Genomic DNA, 26,525 nt, shown 5'->3' with positions numbered 1-26,525 from the left:
GCCGAAAGCAAAGCTCATCTGGTCAACGAAGCGGCGGCCACGGCGACGGTCGCGGCCGCCGCTTCACCCTGCCCCTTGACAAAATGACCTACATATCAGCCGCAGAGGGCCTCGGCGGCAGCCTGCGCGGCCACGATCACCGCGGCCTGCCGCTCGGGCGCCAGCTGCGACCACGGCGTCTCGAAGGTGCCCGGACCCGCGGAATCCGAGGACTGCACCGTCTGAAGATAGGGCTCGATCAACGTCGTCGGATCCCCGCCCTGGCTGTCCATCCAGTCCTTTGCGGCCTTGCAGGCCTTGAAGTATTCCTCCTCGGTGGACTGTGCGGGCGCGCCGACGGCCGTGGTGACGCCGCCGGGGGAGACGTCGACGGCGCCGGGTGCCGCGGTGGGGGTCTGCCCCGCCGAGGCGGAGGTGGTGGGCGCCGACGAGGTCGCCTGCTCGCTGTCGGGACTCGACGAACATGCGGCCAGCGTTCCCAGGCCGGCCAGTGCGACGGTGGCAGCGCCGCGACGGAGCATCAAACGCATACGGCCAATCTATGCAACACTGGCCGCCGTGACGGAGCGCAGTGTGGTTCTGGAGTGTTGTCGGCGCTAGCGCTTGCCCTCTGACCGTTCCGTCTTTCCTGGAGTTTCTCCCATGGTTTCCGCCCTCAGCGCGGCCACCCGGCTGCGCCTGCCCGACCTGATGTACACCACCGACTTCTACGCCGACGACGTGCTGACCGGCCGCTACCGCCATCTGATACCCGCAGGCGGTCTGCCCGCCCACGAGCGATGGTTCACCCGATTGCACGGCGACGACGAACTCGACGTCTGGCTGATCAGCTGGGTGCCGGAGTGCTCGACCGAGATGCACGACCACGGCGGCTCGCTGGGCGCGCTGACCGTCGTCTCCGGCGCGCTGAGCGAAACCCGCTGGGACGGCCAGACGCTGCGGCGTCGCCGACTGGCGGCCGGGGATCAGGCGGCGTTCCCGCTGGGCTGGGTGCACGACGTGGTGTGGGCTCCGCCGCGCGCCGCGTCGGCTCCGACGCTGAGCGTGCACGCGTATTCGCCGCCGCTGACCGCGATGTCGTACTACGACGTGACGGAACGAAACACACTGCGCCGCAGCCGCACCGAGCTCACCGACGCACCCGAGGCCGGCTGATGGCCAGCCGAATCGACCGGGTGCTGGAGCAGGCCCGCGCCCGCCTGCGCAGGCTGCCCGCCGACGAGGTGCCCGCGGCGTTGCAGCGCGGCGCGATCCTTGTCGACATCCGGCCGCAGGCACAGCGTGCCCGCGAGGGCGAGGTCGCGGCGGCGGTGGTCATCGAGCGCAACGTGCTGGAGTGGCGCTGCGATCCGACCAGTGATGCGCGGCTGCCACAGGCCGTCGACGACGACGTGGAGTGGGTCGTGTTGTGCTCGGAGGGCTACACGTCGAGCCTGGCCGCGGCCGCGCTACAGGACCTCGGGCTGCACCGGGCCACCGACGTGGTCGGCGGGTACCACGCGCTGTCGGCCTCAGGCGTTCTCGTCGTTGGTCAACAGCGGGCGTAGCCTCTCGGTCTTCTCCGCGGTCCACCCCGGTGGCTGCAGGATCGCCGCCCACGCGTTGGCCACGTCCCTGACGTAGACGTGTCCGTGGCCGTCCGGCACGTCCACGGCCACCGCCATGTCGGCCGACACCTGCAGGAACGTCACGACCGGAAGCCACTGCATCCGGCCGGAGACGTCGTATCCGCGCGGTTCTCTGAGCCAATCCGGTTCGGCGAACAGAAGATCCGGACTCCACCACGCGATCGGATCCGATGCGTGCTGTAGGTAGACCACACGGGGATTGCCCCAGGGGTCGTCGGGCCGACCGAGGTCGCCGGCCACGGCGGCGAACCGGACATTCTCCCCGTCATCGAAGACCGGCAGCCACTCAGGCGAACCCGGATCGCGGTCACGGGTGAGCTGCGTCCAGATCGTGTTGTTGAACGTCGGGCCGGAGAACAACGCGCCGTCGGTGCGGGCGATGAGGTTGTTCAGCGCCAGGAACGGGGCCTCCCCGCCGAACGAGCCCAGGCTCTCGCCGAAGACCACCAGCCGCGGGCGCTGCGCCTCGGGCATCTCGCGGATCAACTCGTCGACGGCTTCGAACAGCGCCTGTCCCGCCTGCCGGGCGTTCTCCTTGTCCACCAGAAACGACAGCCAGCTGGGCAAGAACGAGTACTGCATGGACACGATCGCGGTGTCGCCGTTGTACATGTACTCCAGCGCCGAAGCTTCCGCCTCGTTGATCCAGCCGGTGCCGGTGGTGGTGGCGACGGCGACGACCGCGCGGTCCAGTCCGCCGGTACGCACCAGTTCGCGGGCCGCCAGCGCGGCGGTCGCCTTGATGCCGTCGGCGGAGTGCAGCCCCGCGTAGGCCCGGATCGGTTCGACGGCGGGCCTGCCGTTGAACTCGGTGAGCTCGTCGACCGTCGGTCCCGCCGAGACGAACACCCGGCCCTGATGGCCCAGCGACTCCCAGCTGGCCCCCGACTCGGGGCCGCCGGAGCGCAGCCTCGACGTCGGGGCGGGGAAGTCGGGATCGGTCTCGTCGTTGACCGCGGCGAAGGTCTTGTTGATCGTGGACATCGCGCCCCGGACCACGATGCCGTTGAGCAGGGCGATGCTCACCGCGAGCAACAGCAGCACCACGACGACAGCCGAAACACGGGGCGGGGCAACCCGATTGAGCTGGCGCACCAGGTAGCGCACCAATCTACCGATCAGCTGGCCGATCTCCACCAGCACGTAGAGCACGACGATCGACAAGACGGCCGTCAGCGGATAGTCCCAAAACCCAAGCCGCGGCACACCGTTGAGGTCGCGCACCTCGTCCTGCCAGATGTCGAAGTAGATGAACATCAGGATCTGGCCGACCACACCGATGACGACCAGTCCGATCCACGCCCACCGGGCCGCAGGCGGGCTGGAGTCCTTCGACCGCATGTAACGCACCAGCCACACCACGAAGACGCCGAGCCCGTAGCCGAACGCGGCCGCGCCGCCGCTGACCATCGCCTGGAACAGCGGGCCGCGCGGCAACAACGACGGAGTCAACGAGAACCACAGGAACACCAGCCCGACCGCGGTGCCGGTGAACGTGTAATGGCGTATCCACCACGGCTTCTTGGCTGGGGGCTGCGGCGGCTCCGGCGGTGCCGGTTCGGTGGTGGTCGAGCCCTCCGCGGTGTCAGTCACATGCGCAGATTAGCGATGAGTGAACTTCGGGGGGCGTTTCTCGGTGAACGCGGTCATGCCCTCGGTCTGGTCGTCGGTGGCGAACGTGGAGTGGAAGAGCCTGCGCTCGTAGAGCAGCCCCTCGGCGAGGGTGGACTCGAACGCGCGGTTGACGGCCTCCTTGGCCATCCGCGACGCCGACAGCGACATACCTGCGATGGTCTTGGCGACCTCGTTGGCCTCGTCGAGCAGTTTGTCGGCGGGAACGACGCGCGACACCAGGCCGGCCCGTTCGGCTTCCTCGGCGTCCATGTTGCGCCCCGTCAGGATCAGGTCCATCGCCTTGGCCTTGCCGATGGCACGCGTGAGGCGCTGCGAGCCGCCCATGCCGGGCAGCACGCCGAGCTTGATCTCGGGCTGGCCGAACTTCGCGGTGTCGGCGGCGATCAGCAGATCGCACATCATCGCCAGTTCGCAGCCGCCGCCGAGCGCGTAGCCGGCGACCGCCGCGATGGTCGGGGTGCGTGTCGCGGCGAACTTGCCCCAACCGGCGAAGAAGTCCGAGGAGAACACCTCGGCGAACGACAACTCGGCCATCTCCTTGATGTCGGCGCCCGCGGCGAATGCCTTCTCGTTGCCGGTGATCACGATGGCGCCGATGCCGGCGTCGGCGTCGAGTTCGGCTGCAGCGGTGGTGACTTCGTGCATCACCTGGCTGTTGAGTGCGTTGAGCGCCTTCGGCCGGTTCAGCGTGATGGTGGCGACGCGGTCGTCACGGGTGACGAGAATGGTCTCGTAGCTCTGGGAAGTCATGAGAACTCCAGTTCGCGGTCGGCCGGCGCGAAGTAGGCCTCGACGTCGGCGGTGGTGACGGCCGCCAGGGAGGACGGCGACCATTTCGGATTGCGATCTTTGTCGATCACCTGGGCACGGATGCCCTCCACGAGGTCGTGGCTGCGCAGCGACGCGCACGACGTTCGGTACTCCTGGCGCAGCACGTCTTCGAGCGTTTCGAGCTCGGCGGCGCGGCGAACGGCCGCCAGCGTGACCGACGCCGAGACGGGCGAGCGCGTCTCGATCAGGTCGGCGGCTTCTGTGGCCGCGTCTGCCCCGTGGGCGCGCAGTGCGGCGACGATGTCGAGAGCACTGTCGCCGGCGAAACATTCGTCGATCCAATCGCGCTGGGAGGCCAGCGGGCTCGGCGGTGGCGTCGCCGCATAGGCGGAGAGTGCGGCGTCCACACCGTCGGCGATGACCGTGCGCTTGAAATCGGTCAGCGCCTCGTGCGGCACGAAGTGGTCGGCGAAGCCCATCGCGATCGCGTCGGCACCGCCGAACTGTGCACCGGTCAGTGCGGCGTGGTAGCCGAGCCGCCCCGGCGCACGCGAGAGGATGTAGGTGCCGCCGACGTCGGGGATGAAGCCGATTCCCACCTCGGGCATCGCCATCTTCGTGGTGTCGGTGACCACCCGCACGCTGCCATGGGCGCTGACCCCCACGCCGCCGCCCATCACGATCCCGTCCATCAGCGCCACATACGGTTTGGGGAACCGGCCGATCGCGGCGTTGAGCAGATACTCGTCGTACCAGAACCGCCGCGCCTCGGACCCGTCGCCGCGCGCGCTGTGATAGATCGCGACGATGTCGCCGCCCGCGCACAGCCCGCGTTCGCCGGCGCCGTCGAGCACGACGGCGCGGATGGCGTCGTCACCCGCCCACTCGGTGAGCACCGACGCCATCGCGTTGACCATCGCGTGGTTCAGCGAATTGATGGCCTTCGGCCTGTTGAGGGTGATCAGCCCGACGCCACCCTCGACGTTTACTAGGACATCCTCGTTTTTGCCCACGGGTGCAATCTAGTGCATCTGGATCGGCGCACCACCGCAGGCAGCCCCAGGTAAGGTTTCCAGGGAACGGCTTAGCAGTCGCGGGAACTGCCCGCGGGTGGTGGATCGTTGAGATTGTGTTCGCCAATCAGTCGAACCACGCAATGAGAGGAACCGACGGTGCGGGAGACCAGCAACCCGGTATTTCGTTCCCTGCCCAAGACGCAGGGTGGATACGCCCAATTTGGTACCGGAGCCGCCGGCTACGGTGCGGCGGCGGTACAAGCAGACCCCTATGCCACTCAGTACGCCGAACAGCAGCAGGTCGGCGTCGCGCGCCCGCTGACCATCGACGACGTCGTCACCAGGACCGGCGTCACGCTGGGCGTGCTGACGGTTTCGGCGGTCGCCGCGTACTTCCTGTCGGCGATGAACATGGCGCTTGCCACGCCGTTGCTGTTGGTCGGCCTGGTCGGCGGCATGGTGCTGCTGTTGGTGGCGATCTTCGGACGTAAGCAGGACAACCCGGCGATCGTGCTGAGCTACGCCGCCCTCGAGGGTCTGGTGGTCGGCGCCTTCTCGTTCGTGGTCGCCAACTTCATGGTCTCGGGTGTGAGCGCGGGCGCTCTGATCAGCCAGGCCGTGGTGGGCACGCTCGGCGTGTTCTTCGGCATGCTCGTCGTCTACAAGACCGGAGCCATCCGCGTCACGCCGAAGCTGACCCGCTTCCTGGCGGCTGCCGGCATCGGCGCCGTGGTGCTGATGCTGGTCAACCTCGGTATCGGCCTTTTCACCGATGGCGCCGGACCGCTGCGTGACGGCGGCCCGCTGGCGATCCTGTTCTCGCTGCTGATGATCGGCCTGGCGGCGTTCTTCTTCCTGGCCGACTTCGACCGGGCGGATCAGGCGATCCGCGCCGGCGCCCCGGAGAAGGCCGCGTGGGGCATCGCGCTGGGCTTGACCGTGACGCTGGTCTGGCTGTACCTGGAGATCCTGCGGCTGCTCAGTTACTTCTACAGCGAGTAGACATTCCGCGAAGAAAGGGCGTCCGCGATTGCGGGCGCCCTTTCTGCTGTCCGGACTCGAAAGGAACTACGAGAGCCGCTCGACGATCATCGCCATGCCCTGGCCGCCGCCCACACACATCGTCTCCAGACCGAACGTCTTGTCGTGCGTCTGAAGGTTGTTCAACAGGGTGGCCGTGATGCGGGCGCCCGTCATGCCGAACGGATGGCCCAGCGCGATCGCGCCACCGGACACGTTGAGCTTGTCGAGGTCCATGCCGAGTTCGCGCGCCGAACCGAGCACCTGGACGGCGAACGCCTCGTTGATCTCGTACAGGTCGATGTCGTCGATGGTCATGCCCGCGTTGGCGAGTGCTTTACGCGTCGCCTCGATCGGGCCGAGGCCCATGATCTCCGGCGAAAGCCCGCTGACGCCGGTGGACACGATGCGCGCCAACGGCGTGAGCCCGAGTTCCTTGGCCTTGGTGTCGCTGACGATCACCACCGCCGCGGCACCGTCGTTGAGCGGGCACGCGTTACCCGCGGTCACCGTGCCGTTGGGCCGAAACACCGGCTTGAGCTGTGAAACCCCTTCGTAGGTGGTGCCCGCGCGCGGCCCGTCGTCCTTGGCCACCGTCGAACCGTCGGGCAGGGTCACCGGGACGATCTCGCGGTCGAAAAAGCCGCTCCTGATCGCTTCCTCGGCGCGGTTCTGGCTGCGCACGCCCCAGTGATCCTGCTCCTCGCGGCTGATGCCGGTGTGCAGTGCGACGTTCTCCGCGGTCTGGCCCATCGCGATGTAGATGTCGGGCAGCAGGCCGTCCTCGCGGGGATCACGCCACTCGCTGGCGCCTGCGGCAGCCTGCTCGGTGCGCTTCTCTGCATCGGCGAACACCGGGTTGTGGGTGTCGGGCCAACCGTCGGAGGTGCCCTTGGGGAACCGCGAAACCGTCTCCACCCCAGCGGAAACGAATGCGCTGCCCTCGCCGGCCTTGATCGCGTGGAACGCCATCCGCGTGGTCTGCAGCGACGACGAGCAGTACCGGTTGACGGTCGTGCCGGGCAACAGGTCGTAGCCGAGCTGGACGGCCACCACACGGCCGATGTTGAAGCCCGCCTCACCCGCGGGCTGGCCGCAACCCATGATGAGGTCGTCGAGTTCGCGCGGGTCCAGCGCGGGCACCTTGTCGAGCGCGGCGCGCACCATCTGCGCCGCCAGGTCGTCCGGCCGCATGTTGACCAGAGAGCCCTTGTGCGCGCGGCCGATCGGCGAACGCGCGGTCGAGACGATGACGGCTTCAGCCATGGTGACTCCTCGCTTCGGTGAACTAGGAGAAACCTAGCTGGCGGGCACCACGACCGGAGCGGGCACCCCGTAGGAGCGGTGCCACAACCTGCTCAACCCACCCACGCGGGCCCGCAGGGAGCCGTCTCGCGAGCGGGACTGCCACGGCAACTCGGGTACGTCGCCGCCGAGCCAGTCGCCCAACGCATTACACACCGCCGGCAGCAGCTGTTCGGCCGCCAGCGCGTAGCCGGCCGCCGACGGGTGGAACATGTCGGGGGAGAACATGACGTCGGGCGCCTTGCGGAAGTCGCGGGACAGCAGGTCGGCCAGCGGCACGGGCATACCGCCTGCCGCGCGCACCGCCGCCGCCTGCGCCCTGGCCAGGCGCAGACCCCGGCTGCGCGTCACCCATCGCAGCGGCTGCGGAATCGCGGTGATGACCCCGAAATCCGGGCACGTACCGACCACGACCACCGAACCGGCGGCGCACAGCCGCTGCACTGCCCGGCCCAGCCGCCGCGCCGAGGGCCCGATGCCGTTGGGTCGGGTGATGTCGTTGGCCCCGATCATGATCACCGCCGCATCCGGCGGCGGGCCCGCGACGAACATCGCGTCGATCTGTCCGGCCAGCCCCTTCGAGGTCGCCCCCACGATCGCCTTCGTGCTCAACCGGATGCGCCTGCCGGACACCTCGGCGAGTCCGCGGGCGATCAGCACACCGGGCACCTCGTCGCCGGTCCGGCAGCCGTAACCGGTGGCCGTGGAGTCGCCGAAGACCATCAGGTGCAGGTCGGTCGGCACGTCACGAGCCCACCGCGTGACGGGGCCGCCGCCGGGTGCGTAGACGCCGTCGGCGCGCGGCGGAACGTCCCAGGCCTTGGGGATCACGCGCCGGGCCCGGTCTGCCTGCCCGGTCAACAGGTTGCGGACGCCGACGTACGCCGAACCGGTCGAGGCCACCGTGGCGGCCGCGGCCAGGGCGATGGTCGCCCGTCGAGGTGCGCGTGTGCCCACGAGCTCTAGTTTAGGAGCGAATTTCGCGGCCACCCGCGTGGCGACAGGCGGTGAGCGATCACATTGGGGTATCAAGTCCGGTATCAACCGGTACCAACTGGTCTCGAATGGGACTCGTTCTCAGTTGTACGTTGTTGAACCTTCTGTAGAGTGTCAAGCTAAGAACAGGGCGACGCTGAAGCAAACTGGCGAACCCGGCTCTACAACGGCGTAGGGAGTGGTGGCGATGACGGCACCAAGCAAAACGGCCGGCGCGGGTCGCGTTGGCGTAAGTCCTGGTAAGACGCGAAAACCACGGAAGTTTCCGGTCAGCGACGGGGCACCCGTCGAAATCGTCGAGGACGGGCCGAGCCTGGCGGGACGGCTCACTGCGTTGGCCGCTCTGCTAACTATCCGTCCGACTCTAGCTATCGGCAGTTACGCTCCGCGCCTGCCGTGGCCGTGGGGGCTGGTCGACTTCGTCTCCCGGGTCGCGCGGCCCACTCCGGGCACCGTACGCGCCACGATCTCGTTGCCGCACTGCACCGCGCAGTTGGTGCGCGCGCCGGGGGTGCTGCCCGCCGACGGCAAGCGCGGCGTCATCCTCTACATGCACGGCGGGGCGTTTCTGACCTGCGGCGTGAACTCGCACGGCCGCCTGGTGGCGGCGCTGTCGGGGTTCGCCGACTGTCCGGTGCTGGTGGTGAACTACCGGATGATCCCCAAGCATTCGGTCGGCCAGGCCGTCGACGACTGCTATGACGCCTACAAGTGGCTGCGGTTGAAGGGCTACGAGCCCGAGCAGATCGTGCTGGCCGGCGATTCCGCGGGCGGCTACCTCGCGCTGGCGTTGGCCGAGAAGCTGCAGCGGGAGGGCCTGAAGGGCGAGGTGCCCGCGGCGATGGTCACCATGTCGCCGCTGTTCGAGGTCGACAACGAGACCCGCGCGAACCATCCGAACATCCGCAGCGACGCGATGTTCCCGCCGCGGGCGTTCTACGCGCTGGTGGACCTGGTCAAGGAGGCGGGCGGCAGGCGTCTCGTCGACGGGAAACCCGAAGAGATCTACGAACCGCTCGACCACATCGAGCCTGGCCTGCCGCGCACGCTGATCCACGTCTCCGGGTCCGAGGTGCTGGTCAGCGACGCCCGCAAGGCGGCGCGACGGCTGGCCGCCGCCGGGGTGCCGGTGGAGGTGCGGGTCTGGCCCGGGCAGATGCACGTGTTCCAGCTCGCCTCGCCCGCCGTACCCGAGGCCAAGCGGTCATTGCGCCAGATCGGCGACTACATCCGAGAGGCCACCTGGTAAGGGTTTCGCCCGCCTGACACGATGGAGTCATGCGGATCGCCCGGCACGTCAGTGAGCTCATCGGCAACACGCCCCTGGTGCGGCTGAACTCTGTTGTTCCGGAGGGCGCCGGGACGGTCGCCGCCAAGGTCGAGTACCTCAACCCGGGGGGCAGCTCCAAGGACCGCATCGCGATCAAGATGATCGACGCCGCGGAGGCCAGCGGTGAGCTCAAACCCGGCGGCACCATCGTCGAGCCGACCTCCGGCAACACCGGGGTCGGGTTGGCGCTGGTGGCCCAGCAGCGCGGCTACAAGTGCATCTTCGTGTGCCCCGACAAGGTCAGCGAGGACAAGCAGGACGTGCTGCGCGCGTACGGCGCCGAGGTGGTGGTCTGCCCGACGGCCGTGCCGCCGGACCACCCGGACAGCTACTACAGCGTCTCCGACCGGCTGGTTGCCGAGATCGACGGCGCGTGGAAGCCCGACCAGTACTCCAACCAGATGGGGCCGGCCAGCCACTACGAGACCACCGGCCCGGAGATCTGGGCCGACACCGACGGAAAGGTCACCCACTTCGTCGCCGGGGTGGGCACCGGCGGAACGATCACCGGCGCGGGCCGCTACCTCAAGGAGGTCTCCGCCGACCGTCCGGAAGGCCCGGTCAAGGTCGTCGGCGTGGATCCCGAGGGTTCGGTCTACTCCGGCGGCACCGGCAGGCCCTACCTCGTCGAGGGCGTGGGCGAGGATTTCTGGCCCAAGGCCTACGACCCTGCGGTGCCCGACCAGATCATCGCGGTGTCCGACGCCGACTCGTTCGAGATGACGCGACGGCTGGCCCGCGAGGAGGCGCTGCTGGTCGGCGGTTCGTGTGGCATGGCCGTCGTCGCCGCTATCAAGGTCGCCGAGGAAGCCGGTCCCGACTCGCTTGTCGTGGTGCTGCTGCCCGACGGTGGACGGGGTTATCTGTCAAAGGTTTTCAACGACGAATGGATGCAGTCCTACGGTTTCCTGCGCAGCAGGCTCGACGGCAAGGTCGACGAGCCCACCGTCGGCGACGTGCTGCGCGGCAAGTCCGGGGCGCTACCCGACCTGGTGCACACCCACCCGTCGGAGACCGTCCGCGACGCCATCAACATCCTGCGCGAATACGGGGTCTCGCAGATGCCGGTGGTGGGCGCGGAGCCGCCGGTGATGGCGGGCGAGGTGGCGGGCAGCGTGTCCGAACGCGAACTGCTGTCCGCGGTCTACGAGGGCCGCGCCAAACTGGCCGACGCGGTGGCCCAGCACATGAGCCCGCCGCTGCCCCTGTTCGGCGCCGGCGAACCGGTCAGCGCGGCGGCCAAGACGCTGCGGGAATGCGATGCGGTGATGGTGGTCGAGGAGGGTAAGCCGGTCGGCGTGCTGACCCGCCACGACCTGCTCGGGTTCCTGTCCGACGGCCACGACCGCCGATAGCCTGTGCGCGCGGCGTGTCCCCCTGGCCACACCGGTGCATCAAGGTCATTTACTCCGAGGAAAACCCCGCTGGCAGCCCCCTTGCGGGTTAATGTAAGCACCGCTCGTTCGCCGAGCCAGGGATTTCTTTGGGGAGCAGCCATGACCGATCGACCGTCGCCTGCGGCGCCGGACATCGTTGCTTTCTCCTGGCCGGAATCGCCGCAGGACGCCTACCCGCCGTGGTCGACGCGCGTGCTGGCGTGGATCATCGACTACCTGCCTGTGCCCGTCGTGGTCGGTATCGGATACGCCGTGCTGGCGCTCACCCGCGAGACCGTGTGCATCACAGATACTTCCGAGTTCGCCCTTGGCGAGTTCTGCGCGACGGGCGCATCCACCGTCGGTCAGTTGTCCGCCCTGCTGATCGCCCCTCTGATCGCGCTGGCCTATGTGGTGTGGAATCTGGGCTACCGCCAGGGCACCACCGGTTCGAGTATCGGCAAATCGATCATGAGATTTCAGGTGGTCAATGAAAATACCGGGCAGCCAATCGGTTTCGTTATGTCGTTTGTGCGCGAGGTCGTCTATCTGGTGGCCTGTGTTGCGTTCGGCCTGCTCTGGCTGATCGCCGTGTTGTTTCCGCTGTGGGACCAGAAGCGGCAGTCGCTCGTCGACAAGCTGGTGCACACGATCTGTGTGCCCCTCTAGGTTCGACCGCGAGAAGATGCCGATGATCGAACAACCTCCACCACATCACGCAGCGGGCTATCCACGGCCTGTGCCCCCTGGGCCGGTACTTCCCAGAGAGGCGTATACGCCGTGGTTCACGCGCGTCGTCGCGTTCGTGATCGACAACGTGCCGGTGTTCATCCTGGTCGGTATCGCCTGGGGTGGTGCGCGTGGCACCGGGGACACCGTGTGTGCTGGGTACGACAGCGGCATCGGCGGTTACTGCTTGACCTCACCTTCCGGCCTCGGCCTGGTCATCGCCGTGTTGGCGTGGCTCACCAGTGGCCTCTACCTCATGTGGAACTACGGCTACCGGCAGGGAAGGACCGGGTCGAGCATCGGAAAGGCGGTGATGAAGTTTCAGGTTGTCAGTGAGAAAACCTGGCAACCAATCGGATTCGCATTGTCGATCGTGCGCTGGCTGGCCCACTTCGTAGACGCGGTCGTCTGCTATCTGGGTTATCTGTGGCCGCTGTGGGACCACAAGCGCCAGACGTTCGCCGACAAGATCATGACCACTGTGTGCGTGCCGGTGGAGCCGAATCGGCTTTTACCCGCCGGATGATATGTCCGACTGCACCGCGACTCGGTTAGGGTTATCCGCGTTGCGATGCACCGAAATTCACAACTGGAAGGCATCATGACTGACCAACCGCCACCGCCCCCGCCGGGCAATTACCCCCCGCCTCAGGGCGGCTATCCGCCGCCGCCCCCGCCGGGGGGTTATCCACCACCGCCCCCCGGTGGCGGTTACCCGCCGCCACCCCCGCCGGGAGGCTATCCACCACCACCTCCCGGTGGCGGCTATCCGCCGCCGCCCCCGCCCGGGGGTTATCCGCCGCCACCGCAGGGTGCCGGCTATCCACCTCCCGGGACCCCCGGAGGCGGATATCCGCAGCGTCCGCAGTACAGCGTCGGCGAGGCCTTCTCGTGGGCGTGGAGCATGTTCAGCAAGAACGCTGCCGCGCTGATCGTCGCCACCCTGGTGTACGGCCTGATCGCCGCCGCGCTGCAGGCGTTCTTCAGCTTCATCTCGGCCGCGTTGAACGACGGTGACACCACCAGCTACATGTCCGACGGCGGCAGCTTCTCGTTCTCCTACAGCCTGTCGAGTCCCGCCGCCGTCGCCGTGTCGATCCTGGGCTGGATCGTGGCGCTGATCGTGGGCGGGGCGATCCAGTCCGCCTACTACAGCGGCGTGCTCGACATCGCCAACGGGCAACCGGTGACGATCGGGACGTTCTTCCGGCCGCGCAACGTCGGCAACGTCATCATCGCCGGCGTGATCGTCGGCCTGTTGACCTCGGTCGGCCTGATGTTGTGCGTCATACCCGGTATCGCCGTGGCGATCTTCACGATGTTCACGGTGATCGCCCTGCTCGACCGCAACCTCTCGCCGATCGACGCGATCAAGACCAGCTTCGAGACGGTCAAGAACAACTTCGGGCAGGCCTTGCTGACGTTCCTCGTCCTCATCGTCACCGCGTTCGTCGGGGCGCTGCTGTGCCTGGTCGGACTGCTGGTCGCGATCCCGCTGGTGGCGCTGATCGAGGTCTACGCCTTCCGCAAGTTCACCGGCGGCCAGGTCGCCGAACTCAATCCGCAGCCGCTGCCGCCGGGGCCAGACCCGCGCTGGACACCGCAGCCGCCGCAGCAGTGACAACCGCCTGCGAGGGGCGTTGACGCTGGTCAGCGCCCCTCGCAGGCATACACCGGGCCTACCTCGCCTGCGTCATGGCTACGCTGATCGGTGATGACACCACCACAGCACAGCTTTCGGGGATTGGCGACCAAGGCCATCCACGCCGGGTATCGCCCCGACCCGGCCACCGGCGTGGTCAACGTGCCGATCTACGCCAGTTCGACATTCGCCCAGGACGGCGTCGGGAATCTGCGCGGCGGTTACGAGTACGCCCGCACCGGCAATCCGACGCGCGCGTCACTGGAGGCCGCCCTGGCCGCCGTCGAGGAAGCCGCCTACGGGCGGGCCTTCGCCTCGGGGATGGCCGCCACCGACTGCGCGTTGCGGGCGATTCTGCGACCCGGTGACCACATCGTCATGCCCGACGACGCCTACGGCGGCACGTTTCGGCTGATCGACAAGGTGTTCACCCAGTGGGGGATCACCTACACCGCGGTCTCGCTGGCCGATCTGGACGCGGTGCGCGCAGCGATCACCCCGAAAACCAAGTTGATCCTGGTGGAGACGCCGACCAACCCGCTGCTGTCGATCGCCGATATCGCGGCGATCGCGCAACTCGCCTCGACGTCGAACGTAAAGATGTTGGTGGACAACACGTTCGCCTCGCCGGCGCTGCAGCAGCCACTGGTACTCGGCGCCGACATCGTGCTGCATTCGACCACCAAGTACATCGGTGGACATTCCGACGTGGTGGGCGGCGCCCTGCTGACCAACGACGAGGAACTCGACGCGGCGTTCGGTTTCCTGCAGAACGGCGCCGGCGCAGTGCCCGGCCCGTTCGACGCGTATCTGACCGTGCGCGGCCTCAAGACACTGGTGCTGCGCATGCAGCGGCACAGCGAGAACGCCGGGCGCGTCGCGGAGTTCCTCACCGAACACCAGGCCATCGAGACCGTGTTCTACCCGGGTCTGGCCACCCATCCCGGCCACGACATCGCCGCCAAGCAGATGAGCGCGTTCGGCGGCATGGTGTCGGTGCGACTGCGCGGCGGTCCGCAGGCCGCGCGCGAACTGTGTGCCCGCACAGAGGTGTTCATCCTCGCGGAGTCCCTGGGCGGGGTGGAGTCACTGATCGAGCACCCCTGCGCGATGACGCATGCCTCGACGGCGGGTTCGCAACTGGAGGTGCCCGACGACCTGGTTCGGCTGTCGGTCGGCATCGAGGACGCCGACGACCTGATCGCCGACCTGGAGCAGGCCCTCAGCTGAGTTCGCGCCAGAGCCCGGTCAGCGCAGCGCGGGCCGCACCACCGACGTGGTCACGGCCAGGTTCACCTCCGGCAGCGCCGTCGGATACTCGTTGACCCAACTCCCGCTGGCGATTTCGCCGGCCCGGGCATGTACCCACCGCCAGCCGCGGTCGTTGAGGCTCAGCAGCGCGCCCAGGCCGTCGACCGCGTGCAGCAACGAGATGATCGCCGCGGTGGCCGGCGCGGGCGGCCTGCGGTCGAACAGCGCCGAGAGCAACCCGGTACGTGCGGCACCGACCCGGCCGCGGTCAGTCAGCGGTAATGCGTAGGGATGGCTGAACCTGTTGGACTGCAACCGGATACGGCGGATGAAACCGGTGCGCTCGAGATGCTCGACGAGGTGTTCCTCGGTGTATCTGCTCAGCTTCTTGACCGCGGTCTCCGGGCGCAGCGGGCGCCGCTGCAGCAGCTGGAACGCCGGTTCGGCGACGGGATCCATCGCCCCGGGTACGGTCAGCGCGATCAGCAGGCCCGGCTCGACGGACTCGCCCGCCACGGCCGGCCGGATCCGGCAGGCGTGGGCCAGGTCGAGCAGCACCGCCGCCGACAGCACGCGTTCCCGTCGTTGACGTTCCAGGGCAGGCTGCGCGGACGCGTTGTCGAGCAGCAGCAGAAAGAGGTCCTCGGCGATCTGCGCCATGTGCGGACTCTAACCGCGTGCGGCGCCCCGAGTCGCGTCAGCCGTGGTACGGCTCGGCGCTGTCGAGCGTCACGGTCATGGTGTTGCCGTTGGGCAGGGGGTAGGACACCTCGTCGCCGACCTTGTGGTTGATCAGCGCCTGGCCGAGCGGCGAGTTCGGTGAATACACCTCGAGCTTGCCGTCGTTGACCCCCTCCTGGCGGGTGGCGATCAGAAATGTCTCGGTCTCGCCGTCCTGGTAGGTGACCTTCACGACCGAACCCGGCAGCGCCACGCCGGACTGCTTGGGCGTCTCGCCGACCTTGGCGGCGTTGAGCAGCTCCTGCAACTGGCGGATGCGGGCCTCCTGCTGACCCTGCTCCTCGCGGGCGGCGTGATACCCGCCGTTCTCGCGCAGGTCGCCTTCCTCCCGTCGGTCGTTGATTTCGGCCGCGATGACCGGCCGGTTGGCGATCAGCTGATCCAGCTCCACCTTCAACCGGTCGTATGCCTCCTGGGTCAGCCAGGTGACCTGGGTGTCGGTCATTTCGTCGCGCTCCTGTCGTTGTTGCTCTCGCGCTACTCGCGTAAGAAGTCTGCTGTCGCGGCGCCGGGATCTTCTAACGTGTATTGCCGCGGGCGCTAACGCCTAATCAGCGCGCAAATGCAGCAATACACGGCCCCAGCAGGAACCGTGTACTCGACCATGATAGCACCGCGGCGAGACCAGAAATCCACGTATTCGCAGTTCGCGGTTCATTGCGGGCGGTCCAAGGTGGGCCCGACTATGGGGCCACCAGGTAGGACGGCACGTCGGTGCCGCAGCCGTAGACGTCGCCGACGACCGGCTGGCTGCTGGCCGTCACCAACGTCGTCACCTGCACGGTCTGACTGCTCGACGGCGGCACCAGCACCTCGCGGCGCCCGGTCTCGCTGCCGTCGATCGATCGTGCGCGCACGATGCACACCACCGGGCGGGCCGGGTCGCGGCGGGTGACGTTGACCGTCACCTCGACCGTCTGACCGTCGACGACGCGGAACGCGCCCGCCTCACCTTTCACCTCGCCCGTGCCGAAGCGCTGCCAGCCGATGACCGCGATCGCCACCCCGGCCGCCAGCACCAGCCCGGTCAGCGCGAAGAGGGTCCAGCGCCGCCCACGACGGTCCAGGCGCTGCCGCCCGTAGCGGGTGGCGGGGCGTTCGATCATCGGTTTTGTATGCCCGTCGGTCGGATAGAACTACGAACTGGAACTATAGAACGGTCGAGATTGTTGATACCTCTCGGAAGAGTCCACCGGCGAACAGGCGAGGCAGAACAGGTTGAGCGAATTGCGGTTGATGGCGGTGCACGCCCACCCGGACGACGAGTCCAGCAAGGGTGCCGCCACGATGGCTCGTTACGCGGACGAGGGTGCGCGCGTAATGGTGGTGACGCTCACCGGCGGGGAGCGCGGTGACATTCTCAACCCCGCGATGGACCTGCCCGAGGTGCGGGGCCGGATGACCGAGATCCGACGCGACGAGATGGCCAAGGCCGCCGAGATCCTCGGCGTCGAGCATCGCTGGCTGGGCTTCGTCGACTCCGGCCTGCCCGAGGGCGATCCGCCGCCGCCGCTGCCCGACGGCTGCCTGGGCGTGGTCCCGCTGGAACAACCCACCGAGGCGTTGGTGCGGCTCGTCCGCGAATTCAAGCCGCACGTGATGACCACCTACGACGAGAACGGCGGCTATCCGCATCCCGATCACATCCGCTGCCATGAGGTCTCCGTGGCCGCCTACGAGGCGGCCGGTGACCACCGGATGTATCCCGATGCCGGTGAGCCGTGGAATGTGTTGAAGCTCTACTACAACCACGGCTTCGTGAGGAAACGTATGCAGCTGTTGCAGGAGGAGTTCGCCAAGCACGGCGAGCAGGGACCGTTCGAGAAGTGGCTCAAGCACTGGGATCCGGAGAACGACCCGTTCGCCAAGCGGGTGACGACGCGGGTCGAGTGCGCCAAGTATTTCGCGCAACGCGATGACGCGCTGCGGGCGCACGCCACCCAGATCGATCCGCACGGCGATTTCTTCCGCGCGCCGATCGAGTGGCAGCAGCGGCTGTGGCCGACAGAGGAATTCGAGTTGGCCCGGTCGCGGGTGCCGGTGACGCTGCCGGAGTCCGACCTGTTCGCGGGAATCGAGACGAACCGATGACCGGCACCGCCTCGTTGATCGTCGGCCTGCTGGCCCAGACCCAGCCGCGCGAGACCGGACCGGACTTCGGTAAGGCCAGCCCGTTCGGGCTGCTGGTCATCGTGCTGTTGCTGATCGGGGTCTTCCTGCTGGTCCGGTCGATGAACCGGCACCTGCGCAAGGTGCCCAAGTCGTTCGACGACGTGAACCCCGAGAATGCCGACGGCACCGAAGGCCCCGGGACCCCGACCGTCGTGGACACCGTCGACGAGCCCGAACCGCCCGCCGACGGCCCCAACCGCGAACCCGACAGCTAGCACCGCCGCGGCGGGCTACCGTCGGAACGGTGACGAACCGACTCGCCGCGGCCACCAGTCCCTACCTGCGTCAACACGCGGACAATCCCGTGCACTGGCGGGAGTGGACGCCAGAAGCGCTGGCCGAGGCGGCGGCGCGCGATGTGCCGATCCTGCTGTCGATCGGATACGCCGCTTGCCACTGGTGCCACGTGATGGCCCACGAATCGTTCGACGACCAGCAGGTCGCGGCGGCGATGAACGAGGGTTTCGTCAACATCAAGGTCGACCGTGAGGAACGGCCAGACCTGGACGCGATCTACATGAACGCCACGGTCGCACTGACCGGTCAGGGCGGTTGGCCCATGACGTGTTTTCTCACCCCGGACGGCAGGCCGTTCTTCTGTGGCACCTACTACCCGAAAACCACCTTCCTGCAATTGCTCGCCGCGGTGTCGCAGACCTGGCGCACCAGGCGCACGGAGGTGGAGGCCGCCTCGGATCGCGTCGCCGAGGAACTGCAGTCGATGGCCTCCGGGCTGCCGGGCGGAGGACCGCCTGTGCAGCCGGCGCTGTGTGACCATGCGGTGGCGGCCGCGATGGGCGACGAGGACGTCGTACACGGCGGTTTCATCACGAATCAGGCCGCCGCGCCGAAGTTTCCGCCGTCGGCGCTTCTCGAGGCGCTGCTGCGCAGCCACGAACGCACCGGCGACGTGCTGCCGGTCGAAGCGGTCGAACGCGCCTGCGCCGCGATGGCCCGCGGCGGCATCTACGACCAGCTGGCCGGCGGTTTCGCCCGCTACAGCGTCGACGCGGCGTGGGTGGTGCCCCACTTCGAGAAGATGCTCTACGACAACGCCCTTCTGCTGCGGGCATACGCGCATTGGGTGCGACGAACCTCGCATCCGCTGGGCCGCAAAGTGGTTGACGAGACCGCGCAATTCATGCTCGACGAGCTCGGCGTGGACGGGATGTTCGCCTCCTCGTTGGACGCCGACGCGGCCGGGCAGGAGGGGCTGACCTACGTCTGGACACCGGCCGAGCTGCGCGAGGTGCTCTCCGAGGACGACGCCCGTTGGGCTGCAGCGGTTTTCCACGTCACCGAGGACGGCACCTTCGAACACGGCAGCTCGGTGCTGCAACTTCCGGTCGACCCAGACGATCCGGCACGCTTCGACCGGGTGCGCGCCGCGCTGCGGGCGGCCCGGCTCACCCGGCCGCAACCGGCCCGCGACGACAAGGTTGTCAGCGGCTGGAACGGGCTGGCGATCACCGCGCTGGCCGAGGCGGCGGTCGCCGCCGCCCGGCCCGAATTCCTCGACGCGGCAGCACGATGCGCGCGTTCGGTGGTCGACCTGCATATCGTCGACGGCCGGTTGCGACGCACCAGCCTCGGCGGCCGGGTCGGCGACAGCGCGGCGATCCTGGAGGATCACGGTGCGCTCGCCACCGGCCTGCTCACCCTGTACCAGATGACCGGCCAGGCGTCCTGGCTGCAGACGGCGACGAACCTGCTCGACATCGCACTCGAGCATTTCGCCGATCCCGACCGTGACGGCCGCTGGTTCGACACCGCCGACGACGCCGAGCCCCTGCTGGTCAGGCCCGCCGATCCGGTGGACGGCGCGACGCCGTCCGGCGCATCGCTGATCGCCGAAGCGCTGTTGACCGCGGCGCATCTGGTGCCGGCGGACCGCGCCGAGACCTACGCGGGTGCGGCCGAGGCCACCCTGTCGGGCGCTGCGCCGATCCTGGCGCGGCTGCCGCGCTCGGCCGGGCACTGGCTGGCGGTCGCGGAAGCCGCGGTGCGCGGACCCGTCCAGATCGCCGTGGCCTGTGATCCCGCCGATTCCGACCTGCTGACGGCTGCCCGCAGGCTCGCGCCCGGCGGCGCGGTGGTGGTCGGCGGGCCGGTGAACTCCAGCGAACTGCTCGTCGATCGCGACCGGGTCGGCGGCTCCGACGCGGCGTATGTGTGCCGTGGCCGGGTGTGCGACCTGCCGGTCACCACCGCCGCAGAACTCGCTGTCGCCCTTGGCGTATCCGTGTAGCGTTCGGCGCATGCCAAGCCCCGAAGACAACGCCAGCACCGTCAACCGCTACCTCGAGCTCGTCGCGAAGGGCGACGCCGACGCGGTCGCCGCCCTCTACGCCGACGACGCGACTGTCGAGGATCCCGTCGGCGGGGAGGTGCACATCGGTCGCACGGCGATCCGCGGCTTCTACGACAGCCTGGCGAACATGACGAGCCAGACCGCGGTGACGACGCTGCGCGCGCTCGGCAACGAGGTGGCGTTCTACTGGTCGCTGACCATCGACTCGGGTGAGGGCGGAATGCGGATCGACATCATCTCGGTGATGACGTTCGACGACGAGGGCAAGATCGCCTCGATGAAGGCCTACTGGACACCGGAAAACGTGACTTCGGTGTGATGGGTCGCGCTCAGCGCGACCATCCACGCCGAAATCCCTAAAAGACGGCGAACCACATCGCGATGTAGTGGCAGACGGCGGCCACCGCCGTGCAGGTGTGGAAGAACTCGTGGTGGCCGAAGGTGGTCGGCCACGGGTTCGGCCATTTCAAGCCGTAGAACACCCCGCCGATGCTGTACAGGGCGCCGCCGACGATCAGCAGCACCAGCGCCGCGATGCCCGCTCCGTGGGTGATCGGCCCGATGAACCACGCGGCCACCCAGCCGAGCAGCAGATACAGCGGCACGCCCACCCACCGCGGCGCCGAGGGCCAGAACATCTTGAGCAGCACGCCCGCGGTCGCGCCCCCCCACACGATCCAGAACAGCACCATGCCGTCGGATTCGGGCAGCGCCAGCAACGCGAACGGGGTGTAGCTGCCCGCGATGAAGATGAAGATCATCGAGTGGTCCAGCCGGGTCATCCACTTGCGGGCGGTCTGCGACTTCCACGTCACCCGGTGATAGATGCCACTGACCGCGAACATGGCGACGATCGTCAGCGTGTAGATCAGGGTGGCGATGCCGGCCCGGGTCGACTGCAGCGACCACGACACCGACACCAGCGCCGCGCCCGCGATGACGGCGACGATCGCCGAATAGACGTGGATCCAGCCTCGCGCCCGCGGCTTGCCGATGAAGTCCGCGACGCCGTCGACGACGGCCTCGGGCAAGTCCTCGGGAGATCCTGATCTGCGCGAGCGGTCAAAGTCGGCGGCGTCGACCGGAGCCGTCATGTCACCTCCGCAAATGGCACGGGTTTCCGAACGGTCTTGCGCATACGAGGAGCAGCACGTCCACAGTAGTCTGGATCTCCGTGGACATCATTCCCCGCCGTCTCAAGGAACCGGCCTACCGGCTCTACGAGATGCGGTTACGCCAGGAACTGGCGCAGTCCAAGGCCCAGCTTCCGCGCCATATCGCGGTGCTCTGTGACGGCAACCGCAGATGGGCCCGTGATGCTGGTCACGACGACGTCAGTTACGGCTACCGGATGGGCGCCCGCAAGATCGCCGAGATGCTGCGCTGGTGTCAGGAATCCGGCGTCGAAATGGCCACGGTGTACCTGCTGTCCACCGAGAACCTGCAGCGCGACGTCGACGAGCTGTCGACCCTGATCGAGATCATCACCGGCGTCGTCGAGGAGATCTGTGCGCCCGCCAACCGGTGGAGTGTGCGCACGGTCGGGGACCTCGGGCTGCTCGGCGAGGAGCCGGCCCGCCGGCTGCGCGACGCCGTGGAGTCCACCGAGGCCGTCGACGGGTCGTTTCACGTCAACCTCGCCGTCGGCTACGGCGGCCGTCAGGAGATCGTCGACGCCGTGCGGGCGCTGCTGGCCAAACAGCTCGCCGAAGGGGTGACCGGCGAAAAGCTGATCGAGGCCGTGACGATCGCGGCGATCTCGGAGAACCTCTACACCTCCGGCCAACCCGACCCCGACCTCGTCATCCGCACCTCGGGGGAACAGCGGTTGTCGGGCTTCCTGTTGTGGCAGAGCGCGTACTCGGAGATGTGGTTCACCGAGGCGTACTGGCCGGCGTTTCGCCGCGTCGACTTCCTGCGGGCGCTGCGCGATTACACCGCGCGGCACCGCCGCTTCGGCATGTAGTGCCACACTTGACCCATGGCTGCGCTGTCCGCTGCGGTCTTCGCACTGAGCTGGTGGTTGGGCCTGTATCTGTTGGCCCGCGATCCGCGCAAACCCGTGGTGGTGCTGGCCGCCATCGGGTTGACCGGGTTCGCCGCGGTGGTGGCGCTGGACGCGGTGCGGCTCAACAGCGGACCCGATGCGGCCGCGGTGCTCAGCGCCGTCGAGGTCTACCTGGTCGCGGTGCCCGGCATCGCGTGGTTCGCGGTGCTGGTCGAACTGTCCCGTCCCCGTGACACCTGGCGCAGCCGGGCCGGCGAGATCGGTCTGGTCGGCGCGGTCGGCGCCGTCGCGTTGGTCGGCGCGGTTCTGGCCGGTGACGTCGACGGTCCACTGCGGCTGGGCCATTGGGTGATGTTCGCCGCCATCTCCCTGCCGTCGCTGGGCGCGATGGTCAACGCCGTGCTGCGACGCTCACAACCCCGGCCGGTGCTGGGCTTCGTCGTGATCGCCACGCTGTTCTTCGCGCTCGGCAACGCGATCCTGATCATCCCGCTGGGCCTGGTGCCCAGCTGGTTGGCGTTGGCGTCCACCGGATTCGACGTCGCGCTGCTGGGTGTCGCGGTCGCCATCGTCGACGCGTTCGACGAGGGGCAGGCGTTGCGCGCCGACATGCTGCGGTCGTTCGCGGCCACCGCGGTGGTGGCGGTGCTGTTCGGCGGGCAGGCACTGATCGTGCTTGCCGTCACCGACAATCACACCGCGCTGACGGTGCTGCTGTTCACCAGCCTGGCGATCGCGATCGCGATCAACGTCCTGGCCGACCCGCTGGCCGGCCTGTTGGACCGGCTGGCGTTTTCGCGTTCACCGACGCTGCGGGCCGACCGGGCCGCGCTGCGCCGCACCGAGGCCGCGCTGCCGCTGCGGTCGGACAACCCGCTCGACGGTGTCGACGACGACACCTTCGTGCGGCTGACCCGCCGCGCGCTGAGCCACTACGGGGACCTGTCCAAACTGGTCGCCAGCCCGCTGACCAAACTGCCGATCATCGACGACCGGTTGGCCGCCCGCGGGGCGCCGGACCAGCCGCTGGAACGCGCCAACGAACTCAAGGCCCTGCTGGCCGACCGCATCGCCCGGCTCAAACCCCGAGACGGCGCCGAATTCGGCACCACCGAACAGTGGCGCCACTACAACGCGCTGTACTTCCCCTACGTCGTGGGTGTGCGCGCGTACGCCCAGAACGCCACCGCCGCCGGGTTGGACCCCGTGGCCCGGCAGGCGTGGCAGTGGTTCGTCACCGAGGTGCCGCAACGGTCGTTGCACAACTGGCAGAACGCGGCGGCGCGGGTGATCGCCGCCGATCTGCGCGGCAGCCTGGTCGCCGCGCAGGACTGAGATCACGGCGTTGACCTGCGGTTGGCACTAGTTGGCAGCGTCTGGTGTCGATCTGGCAGTGACCGCTGAGCAGTCTCGGTGCCATGACCGCAATCACCACCCGGCCCCGCAGGCAACCTCGTGAGAGTCTCGCGACCGATCCCGCCTCGGACGAGTCGCTGCTGCGTTTCGCGCTTCGCGCCGACGCGACGGTGTGCGCCGCGCTGGGGCTTCTCGTGGCAATGGCGGCCGACCCGCTCTCGACACTGTCGGGGTTGACGCCGACCGCCGAATGGATCGCCGGTGCGGCACTGGTCGGCTACGGCGCGCTGCTGTTCGTGCTCGCCGGGCTGCGCGTCGTGCACCGCGTCGGTGTGGGCGTGCTGGTGACGAACGTCGCGTTCGCGGTGGTCGTCGCGGTCGTGCTGGCAGCGGATCTGCTTCCGCTGACCGAGTTCGGCGTGGCTGTGACGGTCGGGTTCACCACCGCCACGGTGGGCCTGGCCTATCTGCAGTACCTCGGAGTGCGTCGCCTCGGCGCGACTCCCTCATGACTGGTCCGGGGTCGGCCCGCTAGAGGTTGCGGCGTCCGGCCCCGGCACCGGTCCGATCCACCCCCTCCCGAAAGGACACCTTCATGACCACCATCACCACCGGCAGGCTCGACCAGTCGACCGACGCCTTTCTGCGGTTCGCGATGCGGGCCGACGCGATACTGACCGGGCTCGCCGGTATCGCCGCCATTCCGCTGGCCGGATGGCTGGCCGAGATATCGGGAACCACAACTACTTTCGAATACGCCATGGCCGCGTTCTTCGTCGTCTACGGACTGGCGGTGCTGGGCCTGGCCGCAATGCCCGACGTGAAGGCGCCGGGCATCGCGGTGATCGCCGCCAACGTCGTCTACGCCGTCGCCGCGGTGGTCTTCGTGCTCGCCGACGTGTTCGCGCTGACCACGATCGGCGTCGTACTCACCCTGGCCACCGGTGTGTACACACTGGTGTTCGCCGAACTGCAGTACCAAGGCGTGCGCCGCCTCAAGACGTGAACCTAGAGTTTGCGCAGGCGCAACCGGTTGATCGAATGGTCGGCATCCTTGCGCAACACCAACGTGGCCCGCGGCCTGGTCGGGAGAATGTTCTCGATCAGGTTGGGGCGGTTGATGGAATGCCAGATGTCGCGGGCGGCCATCACCGCCTGGTCGTCGGTCAGCGTCGAATAATGATGGAAGTGCGATGCCGGGTCGGCGAAGGCGCCGGCCCGCATCGACAGGAATCGTGAGACGTACCACTTCTCGATGTCCTCGATGCGGGCGTCGACGTAGACCGAGAAGTCGAACAGGTCCGAGACCATCAGCGCCGGGCCGGTCTGCAGCACGTTGAGACCCTCGAGGATGAGGATGTCGGGTTGTTTGATGACCTGTTTCTCGCCGGGCACGATGTCGTACAGCAGGTGGGAATACACCGGCGCGCAGGCGACGTCGGCGCCGGACTTCACCGCGGTGACGAAACGCATCAGCGCGCGTCTGTCGTAGCTTTCCGGGAAACCCTTGCGGTGCATCAGGTTCCGTCGGGCCAATTCGGCATTGGAGTACAGAAAACCGTCGGTGGTGACCAGGTCGACGCGCGGGTGGTGTCCCCACCGGGCCAGAAGCGCCTGCAGCACACGGGCGGTCGTCGACTTGCCGACCGCGACGCTGCCCGCCACGCCGATGATGAACGGCACCGGCCGGTCCGGGTGGTGTGATTCGCCGAGGAACTCCGAAGTCGCGGAAAACAACCGCTGCCGGGCGGCGACCTGCAGGTGGATCAACCGCGCCAGTGGCAGGTAGACCTCTTCGACCTCGAGCAGGTCGAGCTTCTCACCGAGGCCGCGCAACTTGACCAGCTCCTGCTCGGTCAGTTTGAGCGGCGTCGACATGCGCAGGGCCCGCCATTGACTACGGTCGAACTCCACGTAGGGGCTGGGTTCGCTCAGCCGCGCCATGCGCCAAGTGTTGCATTTACGGTTAGGGCCATGAACTCGGGCTTGGCTTCGACCGCTTCCGCCGGTTTCGTTCGCGACTACCTGCTGCTCGGCCTGCGCTTCGACCGGATCGAGGACGGCTACGTCGACTCCTACACCGGCGACCCCGCGTTGCGCCGCGTCGTCGCCGACGAGGCGCCGCCCCGGCCGGCCGACCTCGCCCGTCAGGCCGAGCGGTTGCTGGCCGAGCTGCCGGGCGCCGGGCTGGCGCCGGTCCGGGCCGACTTTCTGGCCGCTCACCTGCGCGCATTGGCCTGTGCCGGACGCAAGTTCGCCGGCGAGGACATCGGCTTCGTCGAGGAGGTCGAGGCCTATTTCGACGTGCGGATCACCCGAGGCGATCCGGACCGCTACCGGCGCGCGCACGCCGAACTCGACGACGCCCTCGGCGGCAGCGGCTCGCTGGCCGATCGCATGCAGAGCTACCGCGCCGGGGAGGAGGTGCCGCCCGAGCGCCTCGAGGAGTGCATCCACGCGTTCTCCAGCGCCCTGCGCGACCGCGTGCGCGCCGACTACCCGCTGCCCGACACCGAAACCGTCACCTACGAGGTGGTCACCGACAAGCCGTGGTCGGGGTTCAACTACTACCTCGGCGGCTACCGGTCCACCGTCGCCGTCAACGCCGACCTCAAACAGCAGATGTCCAGCCTGCCCAGGCTGGTGGCGCACGAGTCCTATCCCGGCCACCACACCGAGCACTGCCGCAAGGAGGCCGGCCTGGTCGCGGCAGGCCACCAGGCCGAACAGACGCTGTTCCTGGTGAACACCCCGCAATGCCTGATGGCCGAGGGGCTGGCGGATCTGGCGCTCTACGCGGCGATCGGCCCGCACTGGGGCCGGTGGGCCGGGGAGATCTATGCCGATCTGGGGTTGGGTTTCGACGCCGATCGCGCGCAGGCGGTCTCCGATGCCTCGGCGGCGCTGGCCGACGTGCGCCAGGACGCCGCGATGATGCTGCACGACGAGCACCGCGACGTCGACGAGGTCGTCGCGTATCTGCAGCGCTGGCTGCTTGTCGACGACAAACGCGCCCGCCAGATGCTGCGGTTTGTGTCCTCACCGCTGTGGCGCGCCTACATCAGCACCTACGTGGAGGGCTACCGCCTGCTGAGGGGGTGGCTGGACGCCAGACCCGACGGTGTCAGCCTCACCGAGCGCTTCGGCCGGCTGCTAGACGAGCCGCTGATCCCGTCGGCACTGCGGGCGGCCTGAGCCGCTGGGCCCGGAGCCATGATCGGCCCCGCAAACGTGGGGA

At 68.2% G+C, this 26,525-nt stretch carries 28 protein-coding genes and 1 pseudogene; 18 read left to right on the top strand and 11 right to left on the bottom strand.

What is annotated here, in order from left to right; translation table 11 throughout:
* Window positions 1–95 precede the first annotated feature (95 nt).
* Window positions 96–530: a lipoprotein LpqV gene (gene lpqV / locus ABQE89_RS16380; protein ID WP_448418387.1), complete on the bottom strand. Its 435-nt coding sequence runs from the start codon at window positions 528–530 to the stop codon at window positions 96–98.
* Window positions 531–642: 112 nt separating this feature from the next.
* On the opposite strand from lpqV, the gene ABQE89_RS16375 reads away from it, so the two are divergent.
* Both ABQE89_RS16375 and ABQE89_RS16370 read left to right on the top strand, forming a co-directional pair.
* A complete protein-coding gene (locus ABQE89_RS16375; protein WP_448418385.1) occupies window positions 643–1,155 on the top strand; it encodes a cysteine dioxygenase in 513 nt (170 codons plus the stop codon).
* Window positions 1,155–1,547, top strand: coding sequence for a rhodanese-like domain-containing protein (locus tag ABQE89_RS16370; protein ID WP_448418383.1), 393 nt, complete (start codon window positions 1,155–1,157; stop codon window positions 1,545–1,547). The genes ABQE89_RS16375 and ABQE89_RS16370 overlap by 1 nt, the downstream gene beginning before the upstream one ends.
* Here the strand turns inward: ABQE89_RS16370 and ABQE89_RS16365 are convergent.
* Genes ABQE89_RS16365 through ABQE89_RS16355 form a run of 3 tightly spaced genes read right to left on the bottom strand, consistent with a single transcriptional unit; the run spans window position 1,512 to window position 5,047 of the window.
* The gene (locus ABQE89_RS16365; protein WP_448418381.1) at window positions 1,512–3,221 is read right to left on the bottom strand and encodes an alpha/beta hydrolase; all 1,710 of its coding nucleotides are present in this window, start codon (window positions 3,219–3,221) and stop codon (window positions 1,512–1,514) included. The two genes, ABQE89_RS16370 and ABQE89_RS16365, sit on opposite strands and share 36 nt — an antisense overlap.
* A gap of 9 nt (window positions 3,222–3,230) precedes the next feature.
* On the bottom strand, window positions 3,231–4,013 hold the full coding sequence (locus tag ABQE89_RS16360; RefSeq protein ID WP_448418379.1) for an enoyl-CoA hydratase: 783 nt from the start codon (window positions 4,011–4,013) through the stop codon (window positions 3,231–3,233).
* Window positions 4,010–5,047, bottom strand: coding sequence for an enoyl-CoA hydratase/isomerase family protein (locus ABQE89_RS16355; RefSeq protein ID WP_448418377.1), 1,038 nt, complete (start codon window positions 5,045–5,047; stop codon window positions 4,010–4,012). Before ABQE89_RS16355 ends, ABQE89_RS16360 begins: the two co-directional genes overlap by 4 nt.
* Window positions 5,048–5,206: 159 nt before the next feature.
* Between ABQE89_RS16355 and ABQE89_RS16350 the strand changes: the two genes are divergently transcribed.
* On the top strand, window positions 5,207–6,052 hold the full coding sequence (locus tag ABQE89_RS16350; RefSeq protein ID WP_448418375.1) for a Bax inhibitor-1/YccA family protein: 846 nt from the start codon (window positions 5,207–5,209) through the stop codon (window positions 6,050–6,052).
* A 66-nt stretch (window positions 6,053–6,118) separates the two neighbouring features.
* Here the strand turns inward: ABQE89_RS16350 and ABQE89_RS16345 are convergent, their stop codons facing one another.
* Together ABQE89_RS16345 and ABQE89_RS16340 are read right to left on the bottom strand one after the other, a co-directional pair.
* Window positions 6,119–7,336: an acetyl-CoA C-acetyltransferase gene (locus tag ABQE89_RS16345; protein ID WP_448418373.1), complete on the bottom strand. Its 1,218-nt coding sequence runs from the start codon at window positions 7,334–7,336 to the stop codon at window positions 6,119–6,121.
* 33 nt (window positions 7,337–7,369) lie between these two features.
* Entirely contained in the window at window positions 7,370–8,332 is a 963-nt protein-coding gene (locus ABQE89_RS16340; protein ID WP_448418371.1) for an SGNH/GDSL hydrolase family protein, read from the bottom strand.
* A gap of 226 nt (window positions 8,333–8,558) precedes the next feature.
* Here ABQE89_RS16340 and ABQE89_RS16335 point away from each other — a divergent pair, with 226 nt between their 5' ends.
* The 6 genes and pseudogenes from ABQE89_RS16335 to ABQE89_RS16310 all read left to right on the top strand — a co-directional run bounded on the left by ABQE89_RS16335 (window position 8,559) and on the right by ABQE89_RS16310 (window position 14,678).
* Window positions 8,559–9,620, top strand: coding sequence for an alpha/beta hydrolase (locus ABQE89_RS16335; protein ID WP_448418369.1), 1,062 nt, complete (start codon window positions 8,559–8,561; stop codon window positions 9,618–9,620).
* A 29-nt stretch (window positions 9,621–9,649) separates the two neighbouring features.
* On the top strand, window positions 9,650–11,056 hold the full coding sequence (locus tag ABQE89_RS16330; RefSeq protein ID WP_448418367.1) for a cystathionine beta-synthase: 1,407 nt from the start codon (window positions 9,650–9,652) through the stop codon (window positions 11,054–11,056).
* A 141-nt stretch (window positions 11,057–11,197) separates the two neighbouring features.
* Complete coding sequence (locus ABQE89_RS16325; RefSeq protein ID WP_448418365.1) at window positions 11,198–11,746, top strand: Rv1078 family RDD domain-containing protein; 549 nt, start codon at window positions 11,198–11,200, stop codon at window positions 11,744–11,746.
* A 37-nt stretch (window positions 11,747–11,783) separates the two neighbouring features.
* A pseudogene (locus ABQE89_RS16320) lies at window positions 11,784–12,332 on the top strand (RDD family protein); the annotation flags it as partial.
* Between the two features lie 75 nt (window positions 12,333–12,407).
* Window positions 12,408–13,427, top strand: a complete 1,020-nt coding sequence (locus tag ABQE89_RS16315) for a DUF2189 domain-containing protein (RefSeq protein ID WP_448418363.1) — start codon at window positions 12,408–12,410, stop codon at window positions 13,425–13,427.
* Between the two features lie 93 nt (window positions 13,428–13,520).
* Window positions 13,521–14,678 carry a cystathionine gamma-synthase gene (locus ABQE89_RS16310; RefSeq protein WP_448418361.1) on the top strand — a complete coding sequence of 386 codons (1,158 nt, stop codon included), beginning with the start codon at window positions 13,521–13,523 and terminating at the stop codon, window positions 14,676–14,678.
* An 18-nt stretch (window positions 14,679–14,696) separates the two neighbouring features.
* Here ABQE89_RS16310 and ABQE89_RS16305 read toward each other — a convergent pair whose 3' ends face one another.
* The 3 genes from ABQE89_RS16305 to ABQE89_RS16295 all read right to left on the bottom strand — a co-directional run bounded on the left by ABQE89_RS16305 (window position 14,697) and on the right by ABQE89_RS16295 (window position 16,546).
* Window positions 14,697–15,359 (bottom strand): GOLPH3/VPS74 family protein, encoded by a 663-nt coding sequence (locus ABQE89_RS16305; RefSeq protein ID WP_448418359.1) that lies wholly within the window; start codon window positions 15,357–15,359, stop codon window positions 14,697–14,699.
* Between the two features lie 37 nt (window positions 15,360–15,396).
* Window positions 15,397–15,885 (bottom strand): transcription elongation factor GreA, encoded by a 489-nt coding sequence (gene greA / locus ABQE89_RS16300; protein WP_448418357.1) that lies wholly within the window; start codon window positions 15,883–15,885, stop codon window positions 15,397–15,399.
* A 238-nt stretch (window positions 15,886–16,123) separates the two neighbouring features.
* Window positions 16,124–16,546, bottom strand: a complete 423-nt coding sequence (locus tag ABQE89_RS16295) for a DUF4307 domain-containing protein (protein WP_448418355.1) — start codon at window positions 16,544–16,546, stop codon at window positions 16,124–16,126.
* 112 nt (window positions 16,547–16,658) lie between these two features.
* Between ABQE89_RS16295 and mca the strand changes: the two genes are divergently transcribed.
* From mca to ABQE89_RS16275, 4 genes are read left to right on the top strand one after another with little or no spacing between them, the layout of a single operon-like run.
* Window positions 16,659–17,531, top strand: coding sequence for a mycothiol conjugate amidase Mca (mca, locus tag ABQE89_RS16290; protein WP_448418353.1), 873 nt, complete (start codon window positions 16,659–16,661; stop codon window positions 17,529–17,531).
* Window positions 17,528–17,827 carry a hypothetical protein gene (locus ABQE89_RS16285; protein ID WP_448418351.1) on the top strand — a complete coding sequence of 100 codons (300 nt, stop codon included), beginning with the start codon at window positions 17,528–17,530 and terminating at the stop codon, window positions 17,825–17,827. The genes mca and ABQE89_RS16285 overlap by 4 nt, the downstream gene beginning before the upstream one ends.
* Window positions 17,828–17,856: 29 nt before the next feature.
* On the top strand, window positions 17,857–19,860 hold the full coding sequence (locus tag ABQE89_RS16280) for a thioredoxin domain-containing protein (protein ID WP_448418349.1): 2,004 nt from the start codon (window positions 17,857–17,859) through the stop codon (window positions 19,858–19,860).
* A gap of 10 nt (window positions 19,861–19,870) precedes the next feature.
* Window positions 19,871–20,242: a nuclear transport factor 2 family protein gene (locus ABQE89_RS16275; RefSeq protein WP_448418347.1), complete on the top strand. Its 372-nt coding sequence runs from the start codon at window positions 19,871–19,873 to the stop codon at window positions 20,240–20,242.
* A 37-nt stretch (window positions 20,243–20,279) separates the two neighbouring features.
* Here the strand turns inward: ABQE89_RS16275 and trhA are convergent, their stop codons facing one another.
* On the bottom strand, window positions 20,280–21,017 hold the full coding sequence (gene trhA, locus ABQE89_RS16270) for a PAQR family membrane homeostasis protein TrhA (RefSeq protein WP_448418345.1): 738 nt from the start codon (window positions 21,015–21,017) through the stop codon (window positions 20,280–20,282).
* A gap of 80 nt (window positions 21,018–21,097) precedes the next feature.
* On the opposite strand from trhA, the gene ABQE89_RS16265 reads away from it, so the two are divergent.
* The 4 genes from ABQE89_RS16265 to ABQE89_RS16250 all read left to right on the top strand — a co-directional run bounded on the left by ABQE89_RS16265 (window position 21,098) and on the right by ABQE89_RS16250 (window position 24,293).
* On the top strand, window positions 21,098–21,889 hold the full coding sequence (locus ABQE89_RS16265; RefSeq protein WP_448418343.1) for a (2Z,6E)-farnesyl diphosphate synthase: 792 nt from the start codon (window positions 21,098–21,100) through the stop codon (window positions 21,887–21,889).
* A gap of 15 nt (window positions 21,890–21,904) precedes the next feature.
* A complete protein-coding gene (locus ABQE89_RS16260) occupies window positions 21,905–23,266 on the top strand; it encodes a phosphatidylglycerol lysyltransferase domain-containing protein (RefSeq protein ID WP_448418341.1) in 1,362 nt (453 codons plus the stop codon).
* Window positions 23,267–23,349: 83 nt separating this feature from the next.
* Entirely contained in the window at window positions 23,350–23,799 is a 450-nt protein-coding gene (locus ABQE89_RS16255; RefSeq protein ID WP_448418339.1) for a hypothetical protein, read from the top strand.
* 83 nt (window positions 23,800–23,882) lie between these two features.
* Window positions 23,883–24,293, top strand: a complete 411-nt coding sequence (locus tag ABQE89_RS16250; RefSeq protein WP_448418337.1) for a hypothetical protein — start codon at window positions 23,883–23,885, stop codon at window positions 24,291–24,293.
* A gap of 2 nt (window positions 24,294–24,295) precedes the next feature.
* On the opposite strand, the gene coaA is transcribed toward ABQE89_RS16250, so the two are convergent.
* The gene (gene coaA, locus ABQE89_RS16245) at window positions 24,296–25,231 is read right to left on the bottom strand and encodes a type I pantothenate kinase (RefSeq protein ID WP_448418335.1); all 936 of its coding nucleotides are present in this window, start codon (window positions 25,229–25,231) and stop codon (window positions 24,296–24,298) included.
* A 30-nt stretch (window positions 25,232–25,261) separates the two neighbouring features.
* On the opposite strand from coaA, the gene ABQE89_RS16240 reads away from it, so the two are divergent.
* Window positions 25,262–26,482, top strand: coding sequence for a DUF885 domain-containing protein (locus tag ABQE89_RS16240; protein ID WP_448418333.1), 1,221 nt, complete (start codon window positions 25,262–25,264; stop codon window positions 26,480–26,482).
* Window positions 26,483–26,525 lie beyond the last annotated feature (43 nt).

Source organism: Mycolicibacterium sp. XJ1819 (assembly GCF_053483675.1).
Note: the sequence above shows the minus strand (reverse complement) of the source record. Positions and strands in the feature narration are given on the sequence as shown.

Coding starts and splice junctions, on each gene's coding strand:
- ABQE89_RS16285 (WP_448418351.1), top strand. CDS start 17,528: ATGACCGGCACCGCCTCGTTGATCGTCGGCCTGCTGGCCCAGACCCAG.
- ABQE89_RS16240 (WP_448418333.1), top strand. CDS start 25,262: ATGAACTCGGGCTTGGCTTCGACCGCTTCCGCCGGTTTCGTTCGCGAC.
- ABQE89_RS16275 (WP_448418347.1), top strand. CDS start 19,871: ATGCCAAGCCCCGAAGACAACGCCAGCACCGTCAACCGCTACCTCGAG.
- ABQE89_RS16315 (WP_448418363.1), top strand. CDS start 12,408: ATGACTGACCAACCGCCACCGCCCCCGCCGGGCAATTACCCCCCGCCT.
- ABQE89_RS16345 (WP_448418373.1), bottom strand. CDS start 7,336: ATGGCTGAAGCCGTCATCGTCTCGACCGCGCGTTCGCCGATCGGCCGC.
- ABQE89_RS16370 (WP_448418383.1), top strand. CDS start 1,155: ATGGCCAGCCGAATCGACCGGGTGCTGGAGCAGGCCCGCGCCCGCCTG.
- ABQE89_RS16375 (WP_448418385.1), top strand. CDS start 643: ATGGTTTCCGCCCTCAGCGCGGCCACCCGGCTGCGCCTGCCCGACCTG.
- greA (WP_448418357.1), bottom strand. CDS start 15,885: ATGACCGACACCCAGGTCACCTGGCTGACCCAGGAGGCATACGACCGG.
- ABQE89_RS16250 (WP_448418337.1), top strand. CDS start 23,883: ATGACCACCATCACCACCGGCAGGCTCGACCAGTCGACCGACGCCTTT.
- ABQE89_RS16360 (WP_448418379.1), bottom strand. CDS start 4,013: ATGACTTCCCAGAGCTACGAGACCATTCTCGTCACCCGTGACGACCGC.
- trhA (WP_448418345.1), bottom strand. CDS start 21,017: ATGACGGCTCCGGTCGACGCCGCCGACTTTGACCGCTCGCGCAGATCA.
- ABQE89_RS16310 (WP_448418361.1), top strand. CDS start 13,521: ATGACACCACCACAGCACAGCTTTCGGGGATTGGCGACCAAGGCCATC.
- ABQE89_RS16305 (WP_448418359.1), bottom strand. CDS start 15,359: ATGGCGCAGATCGCCGAGGACCTCTTTCTGCTGCTGCTCGACAACGCG.
- ABQE89_RS16260 (WP_448418341.1), top strand. CDS start 21,905: ATGGCTGCGCTGTCCGCTGCGGTCTTCGCACTGAGCTGGTGGTTGGGC.
- ABQE89_RS16295 (WP_448418355.1), bottom strand. CDS start 16,546: ATGATCGAACGCCCCGCCACCCGCTACGGGCGGCAGCGCCTGGACCGT.
- ABQE89_RS16330 (WP_448418367.1), top strand. CDS start 9,650: ATGCGGATCGCCCGGCACGTCAGTGAGCTCATCGGCAACACGCCCCTG.
- ABQE89_RS16325 (WP_448418365.1), top strand. CDS start 11,198: ATGACCGATCGACCGTCGCCTGCGGCGCCGGACATCGTTGCTTTCTCC.
- coaA (WP_448418335.1), bottom strand. CDS start 25,231: ATGGCGCGGCTGAGCGAACCCAGCCCCTACGTGGAGTTCGACCGTAGT.
- ABQE89_RS16335 (WP_448418369.1), top strand. CDS start 8,559: ATGACGGCACCAAGCAAAACGGCCGGCGCGGGTCGCGTTGGCGTAAGT.
- ABQE89_RS16255 (WP_448418339.1), top strand. CDS start 23,350: ATGACCGCAATCACCACCCGGCCCCGCAGGCAACCTCGTGAGAGTCTC.
- lpqV (WP_448418387.1), bottom strand. CDS start 530: ATGCGTTTGATGCTCCGTCGCGGCGCTGCCACCGTCGCACTGGCCGGC.